General features: G+C 43.9%; 12 protein-coding genes. 4 read left to right on the top strand and 8 right to left on the bottom strand.

Translation table 11 applies throughout. The annotated features are described in order from the left end of the window. Positions 1-25: 25 nt before the first annotated feature. From hutH to HMPREF2685_RS09220, 7 genes are all read right to left on the bottom strand, one after another. The gene (hutH, locus tag HMPREF2685_RS09250) at positions 26-1,567 is read right to left on the bottom strand and encodes a histidine ammonia-lyase (RefSeq protein ID WP_070466509.1); all 1,542 of its coding nucleotides are present in this window, start codon (positions 1,565-1,567) and stop codon (positions 26-28) included. A 215-nt stretch (positions 1,568-1,782) separates the two neighbouring features. Next, the gene (locus HMPREF2685_RS09245; protein ID WP_049483793.1) at positions 1,783-3,126 is read right to left on the bottom strand and encodes an APC family permease; all 1,344 of its coding nucleotides are present in this window, start codon (positions 3,124-3,126) and stop codon (positions 1,783-1,785) included. Positions 3,127-3,147: 21 nt separating this feature from the next. Continuing rightward, positions 3,148-3,726 carry a HutD/Ves family protein gene (locus HMPREF2685_RS09240; RefSeq protein WP_049483794.1) on the bottom strand — a complete coding sequence of 193 codons (579 nt, stop codon included), beginning with the start codon at positions 3,724-3,726 and terminating at the stop codon, positions 3,148-3,150. Positions 3,727-3,741: 15 nt separating this feature from the next. Further along, positions 3,742-5,415, bottom strand: coding sequence for a formate--tetrahydrofolate ligase (locus HMPREF2685_RS09235; protein ID WP_070466507.1), 1,674 nt, complete (start codon positions 5,413-5,415; stop codon positions 3,742-3,744). 35 nt (positions 5,416-5,450) lie between these two features. Continuing rightward, the gene (locus tag HMPREF2685_RS09230; RefSeq protein WP_070466505.1) at positions 5,451-6,080 is read right to left on the bottom strand and encodes a cyclodeaminase/cyclohydrolase family protein; all 630 of its coding nucleotides are present in this window, start codon (positions 6,078-6,080) and stop codon (positions 5,451-5,453) included. 12 nt (positions 6,081-6,092) lie between these two features. Continuing rightward, positions 6,093-6,992 carry a glutamate formimidoyltransferase gene (ftcD, locus tag HMPREF2685_RS09225; protein ID WP_003008641.1) on the bottom strand — a complete coding sequence of 300 codons (900 nt, stop codon included), beginning with the start codon at positions 6,990-6,992 and terminating at the stop codon, positions 6,093-6,095. Positions 6,993-7,075: 83 nt separating this feature from the next. After that, complete coding sequence (locus tag HMPREF2685_RS09220; protein ID WP_045759825.1) at positions 7,076-9,106, bottom strand: urocanate hydratase; 2,031 nt, start codon at positions 9,104-9,106, stop codon at positions 7,076-7,078. Between the two features lie 199 nt (positions 9,107-9,305). On the opposite strand from HMPREF2685_RS09220, the gene hutI reads away from it, so the two are divergent. From hutI to HMPREF2685_RS09205, 3 genes are all read left to right on the top strand, one after another. After that, a complete protein-coding gene (gene hutI, locus HMPREF2685_RS09215) occupies positions 9,306-10,553 on the top strand; it encodes an imidazolonepropionase (RefSeq protein WP_070466503.1) in 1,248 nt (415 codons plus the stop codon). Positions 10,554-10,844: 291 nt separating this feature from the next. After that, positions 10,845-13,229, top strand: coding sequence for a phosphoketolase family protein (locus HMPREF2685_RS09210; RefSeq protein WP_049474088.1), 2,385 nt, complete (start codon positions 10,845-10,847; stop codon positions 13,227-13,229). A 387-nt stretch (positions 13,230-13,616) separates the two neighbouring features. Beyond that, positions 13,617-14,156, top strand: a complete 540-nt coding sequence (locus HMPREF2685_RS09205; RefSeq protein WP_024054847.1) for a biotin transporter BioY — start codon at positions 13,617-13,619, stop codon at positions 14,154-14,156. 46 nt (positions 14,157-14,202) lie between these two features. Here HMPREF2685_RS09205 and HMPREF2685_RS10310 read toward each other — a convergent pair whose 3' ends face one another. After that, complete coding sequence (locus HMPREF2685_RS10310) at positions 14,203-14,541, bottom strand: CHY zinc finger protein (RefSeq protein ID WP_080934958.1); 339 nt, start codon at positions 14,539-14,541, stop codon at positions 14,203-14,205. A gap of 424 nt (positions 14,542-14,965) precedes the next feature. Between HMPREF2685_RS10310 and HMPREF2685_RS09200 the strand changes: the two genes are divergently transcribed. Next, positions 14,966-17,074 (top strand): surface-anchored 5'-nucleotidase, encoded by a 2,109-nt coding sequence (locus HMPREF2685_RS09200; protein ID WP_070466501.1) that lies wholly within the window; start codon positions 14,966-14,968, stop codon positions 17,072-17,074. The last annotated feature ends 18 nt before the right edge of the window (positions 17,075-17,092 follow it).

Genomic DNA, 17,092 nt, shown 5'->3' with positions numbered 1-17,092 from the left:
CTGTTTTTGCTTTATCTTTACTGTATCAGTATTGAATCTTTAAGTCAACTGCTTTTTCGATGGTTGCTAAGAATTCTTCGCTTTCGACAACAGCAGATGCTTTATTGAGTTCTTCAAAGATTTCGATATCTTTGTCAAATTCAATGAAGTTCAGTTTTTGACGAATCAGCTCATAAGCTGCTTTTGTACCTTTACCAAGTTCATGATTTTCTGGTTTGAGATCCAAGGCTTGGCAAGCTGCCATGATTTCAGTAGCAACGATGCGACGGGAGTTTTTAAGAATTTCTGCTGCTTTACGAGCGGCAGTCGTTCCCATGCTGACGAAATCTTCTTGGTTTTCACAAGATGGAATAGAATCGACACTAGCAGGGTGAGCCAAAATTTTATTTTCCGATGCAAGGGATGCACAAGCATACTGGGTAATCATGAAGCCTGAGTTGAGTCCAGGGTGTTTGACCAAGAAGGATGGTAATTTACTGAGTTGGCTGTTGACCAAGCGTTCCACCCGACGTTCAGATACGTTCCCAATTTCAGAAAGAGCGATTCCTAGGAAGTCAAATGGTTGTGCCATCGGTTCACCGTGGAAGTTCCCGCCGGAGATGACGTGTCCTTCTTTGGTAATGATTGGGTTATCTGTGACAGAGTTGATTTCGATTTCAACTTTTTCTTTTACGTAAGCAATAGAATCCTTGCTGGCTCCATGTATTTGAGGGATACAGCGAAGTGTATAAGGATCTTGGACCCGTTGTTGGGTTGCAACGGTTGTGTTCTTGCTTCCTTCAAGGAGGTTACGGATGTTGCGAGCGGTTGCCAATTGTCCACTTTGTGGGCGGATGGTATGAAGGTCTTCTTCAAATGGGCTGGTAATCCCATTGTGAACTTCCATTGAGAGAGCACCAGCGATATCAGAGAGTTTGAGCAATTGGATACCATCGTAAGTCGCAAGAGCACCGATACCCGTTAGGACGGTTGTACCGTTGATCAAGGCAAGCCCTTCTTTGGCAGCCAATTGGATCTTTTCAATTCCAGCACGATCTAAGGCTTCCTGGCCACTGAGAAGTTCTCCTTTGTAGTAGGCACGTCCAAGGCCCAACATTGGTAAAACCATATGAGAAAGAGGAGCAAGGTCTCCAGAAGCTCCGAGAGAGCCTTTTTCAGGAATATAAGGAGTGACTCCTTTGTTAAGCAATTCTAACAGTTTTTCAACGGTTGACAGACGAATGCCAGAATAGCCTTTCAAGAGCGAGTTGATACGGATCAGCATGATGGCACGAACGGCATCTTCAGGAAGTGGATCACCGAAGCCAGATGAGTGAGTCCGGATCAGGTTTTCTTGCAGTTGAACAGTATCTTCTGGAGAGATGCTGACATTACAGAGGGAACCAAAGCCAGTAGTTACACCATAGACGACTCGTTTTTCCCGGACAATGTCATCAACGATTTTACGGGATGCGATAACGGCTTCTTTGGCTTGTTCATCAAGCTCACATTGGGCACCGTGACGAGCTACAGCGATGACTTCTTCGAGTGTTAAGCTATTACCATCTAAATGAATCAATTGAGTCATATAAAACCTCCGATTATGAATAGTTGTTCTGTGGAAGTAGTGTTGTTTACTTCGGTTTGAATACCAAACATGGGCCCATTGTCTATTGATCATAAAAATTGAAAAGAGTCATAGAGAAAAGGGCTCAGGTTTGACATTCGTGGAGTCCTAGATGGGTTAGGGAGCAAAACCGAGCTTCGCTCCCGTCTCTGTTCCCATCTACTGTGTAAAGAAAATTAGTGAGGAAGGGCTTTAGATTTGTGTAGTTTATCACCGTGGAAAACAAAGTAGAGTCCACTTGCGATCACTAGACCGATGGCACCCCAAACAAAGTTCATCATGTTGTCCCCTGCAATCATCAAGATACTGATGACAACAGCTAGAACTGGGATAACAGGACCAAATGGAACTCGGAAGGTAACCTTTTTGTCTGGGTACATTTTTCTGAGTTTGATGGCTGCCAAAGCAGTTGGAATGTATTGGAAGAAACGGAAGACAACACTGAAGGTTGCTAATGATTCAAAAGAGCCAGATAACAAGAGTAAGAAAGCGAAGATACCAGAGATGATAATGGCAATGACAGGGGCATTCTTAGAGTTTGTTTTTCCAAGCCCTTCTGGCAAGAGTTTTTCAGTTGCTAATGCGGCACCAAAACGAGGGACCATGATGGATTCACCGATGTTTAGACCGGCGATTGAAATGAGGGCTCCGTAAGAAACGAGTGGAGCTCCGATAGGGCCAATCATTTCGACAAATGCGTCTTGTACCGGTGCACCAGTTTGCATAATGCGACCACCAAGCATGGCGATTGTTCCGGCGATGATCAACATGTAGAGAACAGATACAATACTGATAGAACCTAGAATAGCACGGGGAACGTTCTTTTCAGGGTTGCGCATTTCCCCTGCAACGATAGACATGGTTTCAAATCCGATGAAACCGTAGAAGATGTAGACAGCTGTACTAGAAATAGAACTGAAGAGACTTGTTCCACTTTCCAATTGAAGGAAAGGTGTGAAGTTGCCCTTGCTCACGCCACCGGAAATGAAGAAGATGGCAAAGAGTGAGAAGAGGACAATTGGAATTAATTTTGCAACAGTAGCTGTCAGAGTAAACATCTTAGAGGTTTTCAGACCGGCAATGTTCATCAGACTCAAGAGAATCAGCATACCGATACTGATCGGAAGGTTGTAGCCTTCAAATGCTGGGAAGGTGATGATGAAGATCTTAGCAAAGCCGGCTAACATGGCAGCCCAAGCGATAACAGTAACGGCCCAACCGAGAATCCCAACGTTAAAGCCAACGAAGTCTCCGAAAGCGGCTTTTGAGTATTGCATGGCTCCACCGTTTTTGTCAAAGTAGCCAGCTGTTTCAGCCAGACAGGCTGATAGTAGCATGACGAGAATGGCAACCCCGAACATGACGGCTAGAGAAGCTGGTCCGAGGCCGGAATAAATTTTTTGAGGGAGGAGGAAGATACCAGATCCGATCACGGCATTGATACCGTAAAGAGTGGCACCGCTAAAGCTGAATTTGGCTTTTTCTTGTTCCTCAATCGACTGTTTATGTGCTCCGTTCATAATGTTTCTCCTTTGTGAACATTATTGTAGTCCAGTCCAGATAGCAATCGGTTGCTCCCCAGACTGATGGGGTAAAAACGTGATTGTCATCTCTTGAAGAGGAGATGCTTGTTCGATCACCAGGAGCTCGTGAGTTTGGAGGGTTTGAGAATGATTGGTTCCCCATTTGAGTGTTAGCGGACAGAGAGCATAGATCAATTGATAGCGACTCTGACTTTTGACACTCTCTTTTGGGGATATAGCACTCATATGCCCCTGATAAGAAGGTTTGTAGATCAAATTAAAGTCTTGACAAGTCCCTTGGCTAGATACAGGATCTCCCCCATCAAAGAAGTAGCTTTGAAAGGGGTTCAAAACCACTTCTTTATGGTGATGGGTGAGCCTAATGGAGGCATTCAAGGGCATCAAGATTCGGTGGTAGCCGGTAAGATCGGTAAAGTTACTTTTTTCAACCTCTACCGTTGCAGTAGAGAGGCGAAAGTCAAATGTCCGATCTGGATAGCTTCCTCCCTCTGGGGAGAGAAAGAGTTGGGTGGTTTGGCCACCAGACCAAGTAGAAATTTGATAATCTGCGGGGGTAAGATGAAGGAGAGTCACCATAGGACGCCTTCTTTCTTAAAAGAGACCCGTGATATTGCCGTGGGCATCGATATCAATCTTTTCACTGGCAGGAACTTTAGGTAGGCCAGGCATGGTCATAATGGTACCAGTGAGAGCCACGATGAAGCCAGCTCCGGCAGCCACCTTAAGGTTACTGATTTTAACTGTGAAGTCTTTAGGTGCTCCCATCTTCTTCGCATCATCTGAGAAGGAGTATTGGGTTTTGGCCATACAGATTGGATAGTTTGAGAAGCCCAGAGCTTCCAATTCTTTCAGTTCGCGTTTGGCTGCTGGTGTTAAGCTGATGCCTTTACCACCATAGACTTTTGTGACGATCTTGGTCAATTTTGTTTCAATGCTGTCTTCTTCATCATAGACATAAGAGAAGTGGTTTTCTTCTTGAGCCAGTTGAATGACTTTTTCAGCCAAGTCACGACCACCAGCCCCACCTTTTGCCCAGACATCCGAAATGACCACATCTACATGGCGTTTCTTACAAGATTCATAGACAGCTTCTAGCTCAGCTTCTGTATCCAGTGGGAATTTGTTAATGGCAACGACCACAGGTAGACCATAGACTTCTTGGATGTTGGCCAAGTGTTTGTCTAGGTTTGGTAGACCATCGATAACAGCTTGGACATTTTCCGTAGCCAAGTCTGCTTTAGCAACTCCACCATGCATTTTGAGGGCACGAATGGTTGCGACGAGGACAACGGCAGCAGGTTTGAGCTCGGCCATACGGCACTTGATATCGATGAATTTTTCAGCACCGAGGTCTGCTCCGAAGCCAGCTTCTGTCACGACATAGTCTGCATATTTGAGGGCTAGTTTAGTAGCCAGCACACTGTTACAGCCATGAGCAATATTGGCAAATGGTCCGCCGTGGATGATGGCAGGAGTATGCTCCAAGGTTTGCACCAAGTTTGGATGAATGGCATCTTTAAGGACGGCAGCCATAGCACCGCCCGCTTTGAGGTCTTTGGCTGTCACTGGTTGTCCTTGGTAGTTGTACCCAATGATGATGCGATCGAGGCGTTCTTTGAGGTCAAGGATATTTTCTGAGAGACAGAGAATAGCCATGATTTCAGAAGCCACTGTGATGTCAAAGCCATCTTCACGAGGAACCCCGTTTGTTTTTCCTTGAAGGCCGTCGACAATATGGCGGAGTTGACGGTCGTTCATGTCGACCACCCGTTTCCAGGTGATGCGACGAGAATCGATGCCCAACTCATTGCCATGATGGATGTGGTTGTCAATCAAGGCTGCAAGCAAGTTGTTGGCAATCCCAATGGCATGGAAGTCTCCGGTAAAGTGAAGGTTGATATCTTCCATTGGAACCACTTGGGCGTACCCGCCACCGGCAGCTCCACCCTTGATCCCAAAGACAGGGCCAAGAGAAGGCTCGCGCAAGGCAATGACGGCTTTTTCACCAATAGCTGAAAGAGCATCGACCAAGCCAACAGAGGTGGTTGTCTTTCCTTCTCCAGCAGGTGTTGGTGAGATGGCTGTCACGAGGATCAGCTTTCCATCTTCCTTATCCTTGAGTTGTTCCAGTTGGTTGCTATCAATTTTTGCCTTGTATTTTCCGTAGAGCGAAATGTCGTCTTCAGTCAATCCAAGTTCAGCAGCGATATCGGTGATGGGCTTCATTTGGACAGAATTGGCAATTTCAATATCCGATAAAACCATAGAATCCCTTCTTTCTTTATTTTTATTTGCTAGGTTTAAGATAGACTTTCTAAAATGGTTTGGTAAATATTATCTGCAAGATCAGAACCGGTTTGGAGAAGTTTGAGTCCCTTGCCGTGGTATTCTTGGATGAAGTCTTGGTCCTTGATTCCTGAAATGTTGATCAAGACATTGAGCCAAGCACCTTGAAGGCCAGCTTTAAGATTCAGAGCAGCTACCCCTAGGTCACTAGCCGCATTGGTGTTGGACTTGCCAACAGCTTCTTTGGTGGTTTCAAGAGCTTCAACGATGAGTTCCATCATAGAGAAAGGAGATACTGTCGCATGTTTCAGAGCTTTTTGCATGGCTTCACGACGAGCAGCTTTCTCTTCTTCGGTTTCTTTTGGAAGATCAAAGACAGCTGATACGACGTTGAAAGCTTCTGTATCCTTGTCGATGGCTTCTAGTAATTGGTCTTGGAGTTGAGCGCTTTTTTCATGAACCCCTTTGATATGGTCTTCAAATTCTGCGTATTTTTTCTTTCCAATGGTCAGTTCACAGACCATTTTTGTAAGGGAAATCCCATTCGCAGCAGATAGAGCAGCAGCAGAACCACCACCTGGAGCTGGAGCATCTGAACCAAGAACTTTGGCAAACTCCGTAATACTTAAGTCAACTAGTTTCATAGAACTCCCTTTCTAACCCAACAAGTGATTTTCCAAGACTTGTTTGCTGTAGTCAAAGTCTTCTAATTGCAAGTAGTATTCAGCAGAGTCGATCAAAGCCTTAGCAGGAGCCAGTCCAATGAGTTCTGTTCCGATGATGCGAACACCATAGCGTTGCGCTTCGAAACGAACGGTTTCAACGACACGATACAATGGGAATTGTTCCAAGTTGACCATGTTGATGGAGACTTGGGCGATGTTACGATCTTCTAGCATGACACCGATCGCTTTACAGTATTTGTATCCACCGCTTGATCCACGAATGATTTTAGAAATCTTATTGGCAATCTCTAGGTCGTCTGTGTCAAGGTTGATATTGAAAGCAACGAGTGGCATCCGGACACCAACAGCTGTAACCCCTGCAGTTGGGTGAATCTTGCGTTCACCGTAGTCTGGCTTCCAGTCTTCTTCCAACAATTTTTCTGGCATTCCTTCAAATTGTCCTTTACGCACTTTCGCCAAGTTCTTCCGTTCTGGACGAGTTGCAGCATCTTCATAAAGGAAGATTGGAATACCTAATTCACGATTAATGCGTTCGGCTACTTTATTAGCGATCTCAACGCATTCAGCTGTAGTGATATCTTTAACCGGAACAAATGGACAAACGTCTGTTGCTCCCATACGAGGGTGTTCGCCTTCGTGCTTGGTCATATCAATGTTTTCAGAAGCGTATTTCACCAATTGGAAAGCCACTTCTTGAATGCTTTCTTCATCCCCAACGAGTGTAAAGACGCTGCGGTTGTGGCTGGCATCAGACGAGTAGTCTAGTAAAGTGACACCTGGAATACTTTTTGCTGTAGCTGCTAATCCGTCGATCACAGCCTGATTGCGTCCTTCAGAGAAGTTTGGAATACACTCAACAATTTTTGCCATATGATTACCTCTTTTTATAGGAGAAGTTGGGGAGGAGGAGTCTTTGTATTTTCCTCCCCTTTCTCAGTTTTTATTTTTTGATGTTAAAACAATTTTTGAACGGCTTCTTTGACCAAATCTTCATCTGCCAGATAAGGAATGGTGATATGGTCTGTTCCTGCATGGAGACGGTTGTACTCGATCGCTGTTTCAATGGCATGGTTATTCCGTGCCCAGTTCCGACGAGCAACCCCACCCATAGTGTCCCAGGCAATGGCAGACTTGATGATTTCATCGATCCGGTGGCTACCGTCTAAGACGAGCCCAAATCCACCGTTGATAGCTTTACCGATACCAGTACCACCACCGTTGTGGAGGGCAACGAGACTCATACCGCGAGCAGCGTTACCAGCGTAACATTGAACCGCCATGTCACAAGTAACGTTTGATCCATCTTTGATGTTTGATGTTTCACGGAATGGAGCATCCGTACCAGATACGTCATGGTGGTCACGTCCAATCATGACAGGTCCAATCTTGCCTTGGCGAATGAGTTCATTGAATTTCAATGCAATATTGACACGGCCCATGCAATCTTGATAGAGAATACGAGCTTGTGTACCAACCACCAGTTGGTTCTTTTCAGCATCGCGAATCCAGTTGTAGTTGTCGCGGTCTTGGTAGCGACGAGTTGGATCGATCGCTTCCATAGCTGCGTGGTCAGTTGCAATCAAGTCTTCATGTTTACCGCTGAGGCAGACCCAACGGAATGGACCGTATCCATAGTCAAAGAGCATAGGTCCCATGATATCTTCTACATAAGATGGCCAAATGAAGCCGTCTTTGTCATCCAAGCCATTCTTAGAAATTTCCTTGATGCCTGAGTCGTAAACAGATTTCATGAAGGCATTACCGTAGTCGAAGAAGTAAGTACCTTTAGCTGTCAAGGCTTTGATCACTGCAAAGTGACGAGCCAAGGTTTCATCAACCAAACGGCGGAAGGTTTCTTTGTCTTCTGCCAGCAAACGTGTCCGTTCTTCAAAACTAATGCCAACTGGGCAATAGCCACCATCATAAACGTTGTGGCAAGAGGTTTGGTCAGACAAGAGGTGAACATGAACTTGGTGTTCGTTGACATATTCGAGTAAGTCTACGATATTTCCATGGTAGGCAATAGAAGTAGATTCACCAGCTTCAAGGGCTGCTTGAGCCAATTTCACAGCTTCTTCGGCACTGTCGGTTACTTGGCTAATCCAACCTTGAGAGTGACGGGTTTCGATTCGAGAGCGGTCTACTTCTGCAACGATGGCAACAGCTTTTGCAATTTCAGCTGCTTTCCCTTGAGCTCCACTCATACCACCGAGACCAGACGAGATGAAGAGTTTACCAGTTAAGTCGCCATCATCAGGCACACCGAGTTTAAGACGTCCAGCATTAAGGAGAGTGTTGAAGGTACCGTGAACGATCCCTTGAGGACCGATGTACATCCAACCACCAGCCGTCATCTGACCGTAGTTGGTAACGCCCATCTCTTCAGCAATTTCCCAGTCGCGCATGTTGTCATACTCACCGATCAAGAGACCGTTGGTAATGATGACGCGAGGAGCTTCTGGTTTAGACTTGAAGAGGCCGAGAGGGTGACCAGATTCAACCACCAAGGTTTGGTCTTCTGTCATGACTTCTAAGTATTTCTTGATCAAGTTGTATTGCATCCAGTTGGCACAGACAGAACCTGTTTCTCCGTAAGTGACCAATTCATATGGATAAAGGGCAATTTCAAAGCTCAAGTTGTTGTCAATCATAACCTGCATAGCCTTAGCAGCAGTGCATTTTCCTTTGTACTCATCAATTGGTTTTCCATAGATCCGATCTTTTGGACGGAAGCGATAGCCATAGATCCGACCGCGAGTTCTCAGTTCTTCCAGAAATTCTGGGATCAACTCTTGGTGGAATTTTTTAGGAATGTAACGCAAAGCATTTTTAAGGGCAATTTCAGTCTGAGCTTGCGTTAAGCGGAAGCCTCTATCAGGTGCACGACGGATGCCTTCTTGAAAAGTCGCCTTTTCAGGTAGGACATCAAAGTCAAGTTTGACAGACATAGCAGCTGCAATTTCTTTCTCGTCTATAAATGACATAGCAGAACCCTCCTTATAGTTGGACTGTGAATTTATATTTTCTTTATTGTATCGAAGAAACGTCAATAAAGAGTCAAAAAAAAATATAATTTTTAATAAAGCAAAAAAAAATGAGGGAAAAACTTTTTGACTTTTTTTTGACGCTTTTCCTGTAGAATTGTAAAATGAATAACAATGGAAATAGAAAGGAATGTTTCATATGTCTGCTGATATCCTATTAACCCACTTTAACCAATTGTTTTGTCCGAATGATCTAGGCCATCCTCTCTATGGCAAGGAGATGGCAGAGGCAACAATTCTTTCCGATGCTTATATCGCCATTAAAGATGGAAAGATTCTTGCAGTTGGGACAGGTCAACCAGACCCTGAACTGATCGATGACCATACGGAAGTGAAATCCTGTGAAGGAAAAGTTGCGACTCCTGGCTTGATTGACTGCCACACCCACTTGGTCTATGGAGGCAGTCGGGAGCATGAATTTGCGAAAAAGTTAGCAGGTGTTTCTTACTTAGACATCCTCGCTCAAGGCGGTGGAATTCTGAGCACGGTTCGGGCGACACGGGAAGCTTCTTTTGACAATCTCTATGACAAGTCCAAACGACTGTTGGATTACATGTTGCGTCATGGGGTGACTACTGTCGAAGCCAAGAGTGGCTATGGTTTGGATTGGGAAACTGAAAAACGCCAACTAGATGTAGTAGCTGCCTTGGACCGGGATCATCAAATAGACTTGGTTTCAACCTTTATGGCAGCCCATGCGATCCCAACAGAATACAAGGGCCGTTCCCAAGAATATTTAGATCTCATTGTGGAGCAAATGCTTCCCAAAGTGAAGGAAGAAAAGCTAGCTGAGTTCTGTGATATCTTCTGTGAAAAAGGTGTCTTTACAGCAGATGAATCTCGCTATCTTCTTTCTAAAGCTAAGGAGATGGGCTTCAAGCTACGGATCCATGCCGATGAGATCGAGTCCATTGGTGGTGTTGATGTGGCGGCTGAATTGGAATCTACCAGCGCAGAACACTTGATGGTGATTACCGATGAAGGCATTCAAAAACTAGCCGCAGCAAAAGTGATTGGAAATCTTTTGCCAGCTACAACCTTCAGCCTCATGGAAGATACCTATGCACCGGCTCGTAAGATGTTGGACGCTGGGATGGCCATCACCCTGACAACAGATAGCAACCCAGGGTCTTGTCCGACAGCCAATCTTCAGTTTGCCATGCATCTGGGTTGCTTCATGATGCGCCTAACTCCAGTAGAAATTCTCAATGCAGTGACCATCAATGCAGCCTATTCAGTAGATCGTGCTAAAACAATCGGCTCTTTCGATGTTGGCAAACAGGCTGACATTACCATCTTTGATGCACCAAATCTAGATTATCTCTTCTATTTCTTTGCGACAAATCTAGTGACAGATGTCTACAAGAAAGGTCAAAAAGTCATTTAACCGACTCCATTTCATTTGGGACTTTGCTGGTTTGCAAAAATCAGCAAAGTCTTTTTTTAAAACCTATCCCTGTAGGGAATGGAACCACTTTAGTGGGAAATTAAAATTTGACGTTCAAAGAATATTTTTCTTACTTTCTGATGTACAAAAAGGGAAATTCTTGATAGAATAGAAGTAATATTGAATATTTTCTTCAATATCATCTGTTTGACTTGAAAACAGATTTTTTAAACTATTCATCAAACGAACAGGTTGTCCAACAGACCTGTCTAGAAATTGTGAGGAGACAAGATGACTGTCGATTATAACAGCAAAGCTTACTTGGATAAAGTAGACGCTTGGTGGCGTGCAGCCAACTACATTTCAGCTGCTCAAATGTACTTGAAAGATAACCCATTGTTGAAGCGCGAAGTCGTTGAAAATGACTTGAAGGCTCACCCAATCGGACACTGGGGAACTGTACCAGGGCAAAACTTTATCTATGCTCACTTGAACCGTGCCATCAACAAATATGACTTGGATATGTTCTACATTGAAGGACCAGGTCACGGTGGACAAGTAATGGTATCGAACTCATACTTAGATGGTTCTTATACTGAATTAAATCCAAACATCCCACAAAATGAAGAAGGTTTCAAACACTTGTGTAAGATCTTCTCATTCCCAGGAGGAATTGCTTCTCACGCAGCGCCTGAAACACCAGGATCTATCCACGAAGGTGGGGAACTTGGTTATGCCCTTTCTCACGCTGCAGGTGCTGTATTGGATAATCCAGATGTGATTGCTGCCACAGTTATCGGTGACGGTGAAGGAGAAACAGGTCCATTGATGGCTGGTTGGTTGTCAAATACCTTCTTGAACCCAGTCAACGATGGGGCTATCCTTCCAATCTTCTACCTCAACGGAGGGAAGATCCACAACCCAACCATCTTCGAACGCAAAACAGACGAAGAATTGGCCCTCTTCTTTGAAGGTCTTGGTTGGAAACCAATCTTTGCGAACGTCACTGCGATTTCAGAAGACCACGAAGCTGCACACGCTTTGTTCGCTGAAAAATTGGACGAAGCGATTGAAGAAATCAAGAAAGTCCAAGCAGAAGCTCGTAAAGGTTCTGCTGAAGAAGCAACTCAACCAGTATACCCTGTCTTGATTGCTCGTATTCCTAAAGGTTGGACTGGTCCAAAAGCATGGGAAGGAACACCAATCGAGGGTGGATTCCGTGCTCACCAAGTGCCAATCCCAGTAGATGCTCACCACATGGAGCATGTCGATGCCCTTCTTTCATGGTTGGAATCTTACCGTCCAGCTGAATTGTTCGACGAAACTGGAAAACTAGTTCCGGAAATTGCGGAAATTGCACCAAAAGGTGACCGTCGCATGGCTATGAACCCAATCACAAATGCTGGTGTGATCAAACCAATGAACACAGCTGATTGGAAGAAACATGCCCTTCAATTCAACACACCAGGTGAAATCATGGCTCAAGACATGATCGAATTTGGTAAGTATGCGGCAGACTTAGTAGATGCAAACCCAGATAACTTCCGTATTTTCGGTCCAGACGAAACCAAATCAAACCGTCTTCAAGAAGTCTTCACACGGACAAGCCGTCAATGGTTAGGACGTATGAAACCAGACTACGATGAAGCCTTGAGCCCTGCTGGTCGTGTCATTGACTCTCAATTGTCAGAGCACCAAGCAGAAGGAATGCTTGAGGGATATGTCTTGACAGGTCGTCATGGATTCTTCGCTTCTTACGAATCCTTCCTTCGTGTTGTGGATTCTATGATCACTCAACACTTCAAATGGTTGCGTAAGTCTAAGACACATACAACATGGCGTAAAAACTACCCAGCCTTGAACTTGATTGCAACTTCAACTGTCTTCCAACAAGACCACAATGGTTACACTCACCAAGATCCAGGTATCTTGACTCACTTGGCTGAGAAAACTCCTGAATACATCCGTGAGTACTTGCCGGCAGATACTAATAGTTTGCTTGCAGTGATGGATAAAGCCTTCAAGGCAGAAGACAAGGTAAACTTGATCGTTACTTCAAAACACCCACGTCCTCAATTCTACTCAGCTGATGAGGCAGAAGAATTGGTTCGTGAAGGGTACAAGGTGATCGATTGGGCATCAACTGTGTCAGCAGATGAAGAGCCAGATCTTGTCATTGCAGCTGCAGGTACAGAGCCAAACCTTGAAGCTCTTGCAGCCATCACAATCTTGCACCAAGCCTTCCCAGAATTGAAGATCCGCTTTGTCAATGTTGTGGATATTTTGAAATTGCGTCACCCATCAGTAGATGCACGTGGACTTTCTGACGAAGAGTTCGATAAAGTCTTCACGACTGACAAACCTGTCATCTTTGCCTTCCATGGTTACGAAGGCATGATTCGTGACATCTTCTTCAACCGTCACAACCACAGTCTTCGTGTACATGGTTACCGTGAAAACGGAGATATCACAACACCATTTGATATGCGTGTGATGTCTGAGTTGGACCGCTTCCACTTGGCACAAGATGCTGCTAATGCAGCTCTTGGGGAAGAAGCATCCGCATTTGCAGCTCAAATGGATGAAACAGTTGCCTTCCACAATGCTTATATCCGTGAAAACGGAGATGACATTCCGGAAGTGCACAACTGGAAATGGGAAAATGTAAATAAATAAGAAAAAAAGTCGGAGCATTCCGGCTTTTTTTCTTATTTAGACCGTCTTTTACATTTCCACTTGCTTTTTTTGAAACAGTTAAGCGCTGTTTCATCAGTTTGTGGAAGTCTTCTATCCACAGAGGGTGAAATCACCTTGTGGATTGCATTGATGATGCCAGCGGTAAAAGAATTTGATATTTTTTTAAAAATATTTGATTAGCCCATCAGTAACTAGGTGAATGATTTCATAAAATAAAAAGAGTGCTGGAAAGTGGGATTGCTTGAGAAAGAAAATTACAAACGAATTCCAGTTTCTACAGTCAACCTATTTTTATATTTTGGTTGACCATTGAGGAGTTGTCTGGTATAATAGGTTAACCATATTTGAAAGTGAGGTTAACTAAAAGTGAAACAACATCATACTTTTTCAATTGTTCTTCCAGCCTTCGGAGCTGCTATCATTGCTTCCTTATCACAAATCATCATTCCGATAGGAGCGGTGCCCATCACCTTACAGACCTTTGCTGTAGGACTGGTGGCTGCCATTTTTAAACCGAGAGAAGCTACTCTTGCTGCTCTCCTCTATCTTATTCTCGGTGCAATTGGTCTACCCGTTTTCGCAGGAGGTAGCGGTGGTTTTCAAACCTTCTTTAGTCCAATAGCTGGTTATATACTTGCCTATCCCCTTTTCGCCTTTATCACTTCTAAACTGACCAATGCTGATACACCCATTTGGAAAATCTTTTTGGCTTTTGTTTTAGGAGATGTCCCAGTATTTGTCGGTGGAATTCTCACCCTTCACTTCCTTGGAAATATGGGTTGGTCTACAGCCGTAGCTGTCGGTTTGACACCTTTTATCATTCCTGACCTGTTAAAAGGACTCATCGTCTCTTTGGTGACTAAGCCAGTTTTAAAAGCACTAAAAGATCATAGCTACTTTAACTAAAAAAAGATTGAAGGCTCTGTTCACACGAACAATGTCTTCAATCTTTTTATTTTGCAAAATAAATGTCATAGTGCTTTGAGCAAGCTGGATTAAACCGACTGTGACAATGAGAGCAAGAGATAGACTTTTGATAGTTTTCAATAGTCATTTCATGTAGACAAACACCACAGATAACTACCTTATCCTGCCTTATGTGGCAAGGATAAGCTCGAAATCTATGATCCTCTATATGATCATGACATTGATAACAGGCATAATATTTTTGACAGTCATAGCATTTTAGAGCAACAATATCTAGTGGAGAATGATAGTGTTGGCACCTACTTTCCTTATCTACCAGGAGACCATGAATTTGTGCTACTGGTAGATAAGGAGTAGAAGCAATTGTCTTGCCCAGGACATCAGGTTCCTGCTTTCTGAGAGTTTTTCTAGTGATTGTACTTTTACTATTTTCCATTAACCACATTATAGCACAAATGATTTGTATTTTTAGGAGAAAAGTATAGTCGATTCACATGATTCATTGTGTCTATCTTATGCTTCTACGTAACAATAGTTTTCAGTTCTTATTTGATGAAACTTTAGGGACTGATTTTTTTTAACAATTTATAGATCTAGGAACTAAAGAAAAGACAGCTGGATATAAGTTCGGAAATCAAGCGTTTTTCTAATAAAATTGTAAGAGTTTCTAGGAAAATATTGAAGTAAAACCGAAAAAATAGTAAAATGGAAGAGCTGATTGCAGCAAATCAACTGTTCTGCATTCTCCTTTTTGGAGAAGTGTTCTACATTAGAAAATGGAGTATTCTATGAAGAAAAAAATTATCTTGAAAAGCAGTATCCTAGCGGTCGCTGCGGGTCTTAGTGTTTTTGCGATCAATAGCGTTTTTGCAGACGAATTGCCCGTACAGTTCATGGGCGTTAATGACTTCCACGGTGCCTTGGAACAAACAGGGACAGCTCGTTTAGAAGGCGAAACTGTGAAAAACGCAGGAACAGCCCCACTTTTGGCAACCTATTTGAACGATTCGCAAAAAGACTTTGAAACGGAGAATGCCGGAACGCCTAATGCCAGCATCCGTGTGCAAGCGGGAGATATGGTCGGCGCTAGTCCAGCCAACTCTGCCCTCCTTCAAGATGAACCAACTGTAAAAGTCTTCAATGAAATGAACTTTGAATACGGAACCCTTGGAAATCACGAGTTTGACGAAGGACTTGGTGAATTCAACCGGATCATGAAGGGAGAAGCCCCAACACCTGGTCAATTCAATAAGATCGTCGATGAATATCCTCATGAAGCTTCTAAACAAGAAGTCGTGATTGCCAACTTGGTCGACAAGGATACCAACAAAATCCCATTTGACTGGAAACCTTATACCATCAAAGAAATCCCAGTCAATGACAAGACTGTTAAGGTCGGATTTATCGGGGTTGTTACGACAGAATTCCCAAATCTTGTCTTGCGTAAAAATCATGAACAATACCGGGTTTTGGATGAAGCAGAATCGATTGCCAAATATGCGCGTGAATTAAATGACCAAGGGGTTCATGCTATCGCTGTCTTGGCCCACGTTGCTGCTACCAGCAAAAACGGTGTAGCAGAAGGTCCGGCTGCAGACATGATCAAAAAATTAAATCAAATCTATCCTGAAAACTCAGTGGATATCGTATTTGCAGGTCATAACCACCAATATACAAATGGAATGGTCGGAAATACCTTGATAGTTCAAGGTACGTCTCAAGGGAAAGCCTACTCTGATGTCCGTGGGGTCCTAGATACGGATACAGCTGACTTTGTCAAAGCTCCAACTGCTAAAATTATTGCGGTAGATCCATCGAAAGGCAAAGCAAAAGATGCCAAGGTTCAAGCGATCATCGATGATGCCAATGCGACGGTTAAAAAAGTAACAGAAGCAAAAATCGGTACAGCAGAAAAAGCTGAAAATATTACCCGTGAATTGAATGCGCAAAAAGAAAGTGCTGTTGGAGATTTGGTCACAGCAGCGCAACTAGATATTGCCAAAAAATCAGGTTATCCAGATGTTGACTTTGCCTTCACCAATAATGGAGGAATCCGTGCAGATCTCGTGGTGAAACCAGACGGAACAGTCACTTGGGGTGCAGCTCAAGCGGTGCAACCATTTGGAAATATCCTCCAAGTAGTAGAAATCACTGGGGACCAAATCTACAAAGCTTTGGACCAACAATATGATGAGAAAGAGCTTTACTTCTTGCAAATGGCAGGGATCAAGTACACCTATACAAAACCAGCTGATGCAACAGAAGAAAATCCATATAAGGTCGTAAAAGCTTACAAGGCAGATGGAACTGAAATTGATCGCAACAAGACCTACAAGGCGATTATCAACGACTTCTTGTATGGTGGCGGAGATGGCTTCTCAGTCTTCCGTGATACAAAATTGATCGGTGCCATTAATCCAGATACTGAAGTCTTTATCCAATACATCGAAGATGTGAATAAGGCAGGGAAGAAGTTGTCTGCTTCAATCTTGGGCAACAAGACATTTGTGGAAAAAGTGGAAGAAGAAACACCAACTCCAGAACCACAACCAACCCCAGAACCAACTCCACAACCACAGCCAGCACCAGTTGATCCAGTAAGTCCTGTAAATCCAGTCCATCCTGTGGCTCCAGTGTCTCCTGTTGCCCCAACTCCTCAACCTGAAACCCCAGTAACTCCAGCTCAACCAGCTACAAGCGAAACAAAAGAAGTGGCAACAAACAAACCAGTCGCTGTCACTTATCATACGGGTGGTCAAGCCGAAGTAGCTGCTACACCAGCAACTGGTCTTCCAAAGACAGGTCAAGATGAATTGGCTTCAACCGTCCTTAGCCTCTTTGGCATGACCTCACTAGCTTTAGCAGGATTTGTAGCTAGCAAAAAACGTGAAGGCTAAGTTGTTCATCCGTTAACT

This window comes from Streptococcus sp. HMSC074F05 (assembly GCF_001808725.1).
Classification (GTDB): domain Bacteria; phylum Bacillota; class Bacilli; order Lactobacillales; family Streptococcaceae; genus Streptococcus; species Streptococcus parasanguinis_I.
The sequence above is the reverse complement of the archived record's forward strand: the minus strand, read 5'-3'. Positions and strand labels throughout refer to the sequence as shown.

Bases quoted from the DNA above. Each gene is read 5' to 3' on its own strand.
- hutI (WP_070466503.1), top strand. From the start codon at position 9,306: ATGTCTGCTGATATCCTATTAACCCACTTTAACCAATTGTTTTGTCCG.
- ftcD (WP_003008641.1), bottom strand. From the start codon at position 6,992: ATGGCAAAAATTGTTGAGTGTATTCCAAACTTCTCTGAAGGACGCAAT.
- HMPREF2685_RS09230 (WP_070466505.1), bottom strand. From the start codon at position 6,080: ATGAAACTAGTTGACTTAAGTATTACGGAGTTTGCCAAAGTTCTTGGT.
- HMPREF2685_RS09210 (WP_049474088.1), top strand. From the start codon at position 10,845: ATGACTGTCGATTATAACAGCAAAGCTTACTTGGATAAAGTAGACGCT.
- HMPREF2685_RS09240 (WP_049483794.1), bottom strand. From the start codon at position 3,726: ATGGTGACTCTCCTTCATCTTACCCCCGCAGATTATCAAATTTCTACT.
- HMPREF2685_RS09245 (WP_049483793.1), bottom strand. From the start codon at position 3,126: ATGAACGGAGCACATAAACAGTCGATTGAGGAACAAGAAAAAGCCAAA.
- HMPREF2685_RS09220 (WP_045759825.1), bottom strand. From the start codon at position 9,106: ATGTCATTTATAGACGAGAAAGAAATTGCAGCTGCTATGTCTGTCAAA.
- hutH (WP_070466509.1), bottom strand. From the start codon at position 1,567: ATGACTCAATTGATTCATTTAGATGGTAATAGCTTAACACTCGAAGAA.
- HMPREF2685_RS09200 (WP_070466501.1), top strand. From the start codon at position 14,966: ATGAAGAAAAAAATTATCTTGAAAAGCAGTATCCTAGCGGTCGCTGCG.
- HMPREF2685_RS09235 (WP_070466507.1), bottom strand. From the start codon at position 5,415: ATGGTTTTATCGGATATTGAAATTGCCAATTCTGTCCAAATGAAGCCC.